Annotated in this window: 5 protein-coding genes; 1 reads left to right on the plus strand and 4 read right to left on the minus strand. The window is 73.5% G+C overall.

The genetic code is table 11. From position 1 onward, the window contains the following. Window positions 1–617, plus strand: a 617-nt coding sequence (locus GXP76_RS34260; protein ID WP_308354289.1) for a GNAT family N-acetyltransferase, incomplete at its 5' end; no start/stop codon positions are given. Window positions 618–650: 33 nt separating this feature from the next. Here the strand turns inward: GXP76_RS34260 and GXP76_RS34265 are convergent. The 4 genes from GXP76_RS34265 to GXP76_RS34280 all read right to left on the minus strand — a co-directional run. After that, window positions 651–1,469: a hypothetical protein gene (locus GXP76_RS34265; protein ID WP_242575524.1), complete on the minus strand. Its 819-nt coding sequence runs from the start codon at window positions 1,467–1,469 to the stop codon at window positions 651–653. Further along, on the minus strand, window positions 1,469–2,416 hold the full coding sequence (locus GXP76_RS34270) for a 4-(cytidine 5'-diphospho)-2-C-methyl-D-erythritol kinase (protein ID WP_242575525.1): 948 nt from the start codon (window positions 2,414–2,416) through the stop codon (window positions 1,469–1,471). The genes GXP76_RS34265 and GXP76_RS34270 overlap by 1 nt, the downstream gene beginning before the upstream one ends. Before the next feature lie 56 nt (window positions 2,417–2,472). Continuing rightward, window positions 2,473–3,300, minus strand: coding sequence for a 16S rRNA (adenine(1518)-N(6)/adenine(1519)-N(6))-dimethyltransferase RsmA (gene rsmA, locus GXP76_RS34275; protein WP_242575527.1), 828 nt, complete (start codon window positions 3,298–3,300; stop codon window positions 2,473–2,475). A gap of 86 nt (window positions 3,301–3,386) precedes the next feature. Continuing rightward, window positions 3,387–4,435, minus strand: a 1,049-nt coding sequence (locus GXP76_RS34280) for a resuscitation-promoting factor (RefSeq protein ID WP_242575526.1), incomplete at its 5' end; no start/stop codon positions are given.

Here is a 4,435-nt window from a genome sequence, read left to right on the forward strand (position 1 = left end):
GCCTGCCGGGCAGACCCGGCGAACCGACCGGCGTGCCACCCGCCGAGTCCACGCAGAACCATGAGGAGCATCCGTTGACCGTCGAACTCCGCGTCGATCCCACCCCCGCCGGGCACCCCGCGCTGGATCTGCGCCCGTGGCGCGACAGCGACATCCAGCCGTTGATCGACATCTACCGCGACCCCCTCCTGCGGAAGTGGACCCGGCTGCACGTGACCGGAGCCGAGGACGGCGCGCGCTGGATGGCGGTCCAGTCGGACGGCTGGCGCACCGGACAGCGGCTGAGTTTCGCCGTACTCGAAGGGGACCGGCTGGTCGGCAACGTCGCGATCAAGCGGGGTGCGGTGCCGAGCGACCGCGCCGAGGTCGGCTACTGGACCGCCGCCGACGCACGCGGGCGCGGGATCGCGTCGCGCGCCGTGGACGTGCTGACCGACTGGGCGTTCGCCACACTCGACGGCGTCACACGGCTCGAACTGCTCCACCAGATCGACAACCTGGCCTCGTGCCGCGTCGCGGAGAAGACCGGCTACACCTACCACCAAACCCTCCCCGCCCGCCCCCCGTTCCCCTTGGACGGGCATCAGCACATCCGCCAGGTTCCCCGGCCGCGATGACGGCCCGGTCCGGGCTCAGTCGGCCCAGTGGGCTCAGGAGTCGTCGTCCGGGCTCGCCGGGACTCCCGTGAGTACCGTTCCGGCGTGTGCCCGGCCGAAGCGGCACAGCTCCGGGAAGTCGAAGATCACCGCCGCTCCGCCGTCCACCTCGCGGAGGTCGGCCAGAGCCCCGTCGTCGGGGAGCGCGGCGGCCGCGGACCGGATGGCCGGGTCCGGGCTCGTCCGTGCCTCGACGGCGGGGATCGTGGGAACCTGCGGAGCGTTCCGGTGGGGCTCCGTCCAGGTCTCCGTGAAGGCGGAGTCGAACACGTACGGGTCTCCCCCGGCGTCCGCCAGGGCTTCGCGCAGGCAGCGGGCCGTACGGTGCAGCCAGGCGTGCGGTGAACTGTCCAGCCGTGTCGTGTCGTTGTCGTCCCAGAAGATGAACACCGGCCCCCAGGCACCGGTTTCACGGTCGACGTCCACATAGGTGAAGCCGCCGCCCGGGTCGAGACGGACGAAGCGGTGGGTGCCGGGGCCGCCGGCCTGCTCCACGTACCAGCTGCCGTCCCCGCCCATTGGGTGGGTGCCTTCGTTGAGCGATGCGTCGAAGTCGATCTCCGAGAAGAGAAAGGTGCCGTCGTCCTTCCGGCGGCCGAAGGCGATCCGGATGCCGCCAACCGCGCGCAGCAGTACGCGGATCTCTTCCGGCACCGGCGCCGCCCACGCGTCCATCCGCGCGTCGGAGAGGCCGGGGCGGAGCTGTACGAGGCCGCCGGAGCCGTCGGCGATCTCCCGGAGCAGCGCGATAAGCGGCTCGGTGGCGGTGTCGGTGCCGGTGTCGGCCGCGGTGACGGACTCCGAGCCGGCCATCAGGACACCACTCGCGCCCCGGCCGCGGGCGCCGAAGTCACCCGCGCCGTACGGCAGTTGCCCGACGCCAGCAGGGCCTCGGCCACCGCGGCAGCCGACTCCTCGTCCTTCGCCAGGAACGCGGTCGTCGGGCCGGAGCCCGAGACCAGGGCCGCCAGCGCGCCCGCCGCCGTGCCCGTGGCGAGCGTCGTCGCCAGGGACGGGCGCAGGGAGAGGGCCGCGGGCTGGAGGTCGTTGGTCAAGGTGGCCGCCAGCGCCGTCGCGTCGCCCGTGCTCAGGGCCGCGAGCAGGGCGGGGTCGGCGGCGGGGGCCGGGACGTCGGCCGCCGCGGTGAGGCGGTCGAACTCCCCGTACACCGCAGGGGTCGACAGTCCCCCGTCGGCGACCGCGAACACCCAGTGGAAAGTGCCGCCGACGTCCAGGGGTGTCAGCCGCTCCCCGCGTCCGACGCCGAGCGCCGCGCCGCCCAGCAGGCTGAACGGCACATCGCTGCCCAACTCGGCGCAGATGGCGAGCAGCTCGGCCTCGGACGAATTGAGCGACCAGAGCGCGTCGCAGGCGAGCAGTGCCCCGGCGCCGTCCGCGCTGCCGCCGGCCATGCCGCCCGCGACGGGGATGTCCTTGTCGATGTGGATATGGACGCGCGGCTCGATCCCGTGGCGCTCCGCGAGCGCGATCGCCGCCCGTGCCGCGAGGTTCGTCGCGTCCAGCGGGACCTGGTGCGCGTCCGGGCCGGCGCAGGTGACGCGCAGTTCGTCGGCAGGGGTCACGGTGATCTCGTCGTGGAGAGCGACCGCCAGGAAGACGTTGGCGAGGTCGTGGAAGCCGTCGGGGCGCGCGGCGCCCACCGCGAGCTGGACGTTGACCTTGGCCGGTACGCGTACGGTCACCGCCCCCTCGTCACGTATCCCGGCACCTGCCCCGGCAGCTTCCTCCGCACCGCTCACGCCCGTCCCCCTCACGCCCGTCCCCGTCACATCCGCCCCTGTCACTTCGGCGCCGTTCACGCCCCCGCCCCCTTCGACTCCGCGATCCGTGCGAACTCCTCCACCGTCAGCGACTCTCCCCGCGCCTGCGGTGAGATCCCCGCCGCGACCAGCGCCGCCTCCGCCGCCGGCGCCGACCCCGCCCAGCCCGCGAGCGCCGCACGCAGCGTCTTGCGGCGCTGCGCGAAGGCCGCGTCCACGACCGCGAAGACCTCGGTCCGTGGTGCGGTGGTCGTGAGCGGTTCGGCGCGCCGGACGAGTGAGACGAGGCCCGAGTCGACGTTCGGCGCGGGCCAGAACACGTTACGGCCGATGGCACCGGCTCGCTTGACGTGCGCGTACCAGTTGGCCTTCACCGACGGCACGCCGTACACCTTGTTGCCCGGCGCCGCCGCGAGCCGGTCCGCGACCTCCGCCTGGACCATGATCAGGGTGCGCTCGATCGTCGGGAAGTGCTCCAGCATGTGGAGCAGGACGGGCACGGCGACGTTGTACGGGAGGTTCGCCACCAGCGCCGTGGGCGCCGGCCCCGGCAGCTCGCGCACCCGCATCGCGTCGGAGTGCACCAGCGAGAAGTGTCCGGCGCGGGCCGGCAGCCGGGCCTCGATCGTGCGCGGCAGCGCGGCGGCGAGGATGTCGTCGATCTCGACGGCCGTCACATGGCCGGCCGTCTCCAGCAGCGCCAGTGTCAGCGAGCCGAGCCCGGGGCCCACCTCCACGACCACGTCGTCCGGCCGTACGTCCGCCGTGCGGACGATCCGGCGGACGGTGTTGGCGTCGATGACGAAGTTCTGGCCGCGCTGCTTCGTGGGGCGCACGCCCAGGGCTGCGGCCAGCTCGCGGATGTCCGCGGGGCCGAGGAGGGCGTCGGAGGCATCAGGGGCGTCAGGGACGTCAGGGACGCCCGAGGCGTCGGGGGGCTCAGTGGTGCTCACCCGTGCAGCCTACGGCCGCAGTGCGGCCACGGGCTCGCCCCCCTTTGCACATAGAGCTTCTTCGCGCGGAACGTCTGCTCACCCGCCGACGCGTCCTGCGGGCGTCCGCTGCCGCCGAGGGACCGCCAGGTGCCGGAGTCGAACTGGTAGAGCCCGCCGTACGTCCCCGAGGGGTCGACCGCGTCCGGCCGGCCGCCCGACTCGCAGGCGGCGAGGGCGGCCCAGTCGAGCCCGTCGGCGCCCGCGACGGAGGCCGGGCGCCGCTTCGTACCGACCCTGACGCGCTCGGTGACGGGCGCGCGGACGATCCTCTCGGCGATCTTGCGCGGCTTCTGCTTGACGCCGTTGACGGCGCGCACCGTGTACGTGAGTCGGCGCGTCCCCGGTACGCCCCGGTGCGTGACGACCTCCGTGCCGGTGAAGATCGAGGCGTCCGGGGTGCGTTCGACGTCGTACGGGACGGCCTCCTCGCGCACGATCTCGTCGGCGGTGACGCGCATCACCGTGATCGTCTGGCCGTCGCGCGGGAAGCTGTCGGGGTGCACCGAGGTGGTGTCCTCGCCGTGCAGGGTGAGCCCGGAGTCGGCCAGGGCGTCACGGACGGTCGCGGCGTTCGTACGGATGGTGCGCTCGCGCCCGTCTGCCATGAACGTCACGGTGCGCTCCGTCAGGACGTCCAGGGCCAAGCCGCTGCGCGGGATCGCGGAGGACCGCGAGACGGACAGGAACGCGCCCTGCGCGCGGACGCCGAGTTGGCGCAGCGCGCCCTCGACGGTGTCGGCGGTGGTCCAGATCTGGCGGCGCCTGCCGTCGAGGGTGAGCATGACGGGGCGGCCGTGGCGGACAACCACCGCGTCGCCGTTGGTGAGTTCGGCGCCGCGGCCGGGAGCGACGAGGTCGTGCGCGCCGATCTGCACGCCCTCGTCGGCGAGGAGTTCGTCCACGTCGTCGGCGAAGGTGTGGAGCGTGCGCGGGGTGCCGTCGACGCTGAGTTCGATCTCCTTGTCGCTGGCGACGAAGGCGGAGGTGCCGCCGGCCAGGAAGG

This window comes from Streptomyces sp. NP-1717 (genome assembly GCF_022695985.1).
Classification (GTDB): Bacteria; Actinomycetota; Actinomycetes; order Streptomycetales; family Streptomycetaceae; genus Streptomyces.

Bases quoted from the DNA above. Each gene is read 5' to 3' on its own strand.
- GXP76_RS34265 (WP_242575524.1), bottom strand. From the start codon at position 1,469: ATGGCCGGCTCGGAGTCCGTCACCGCGGCCGACACCGGCACCGACACC.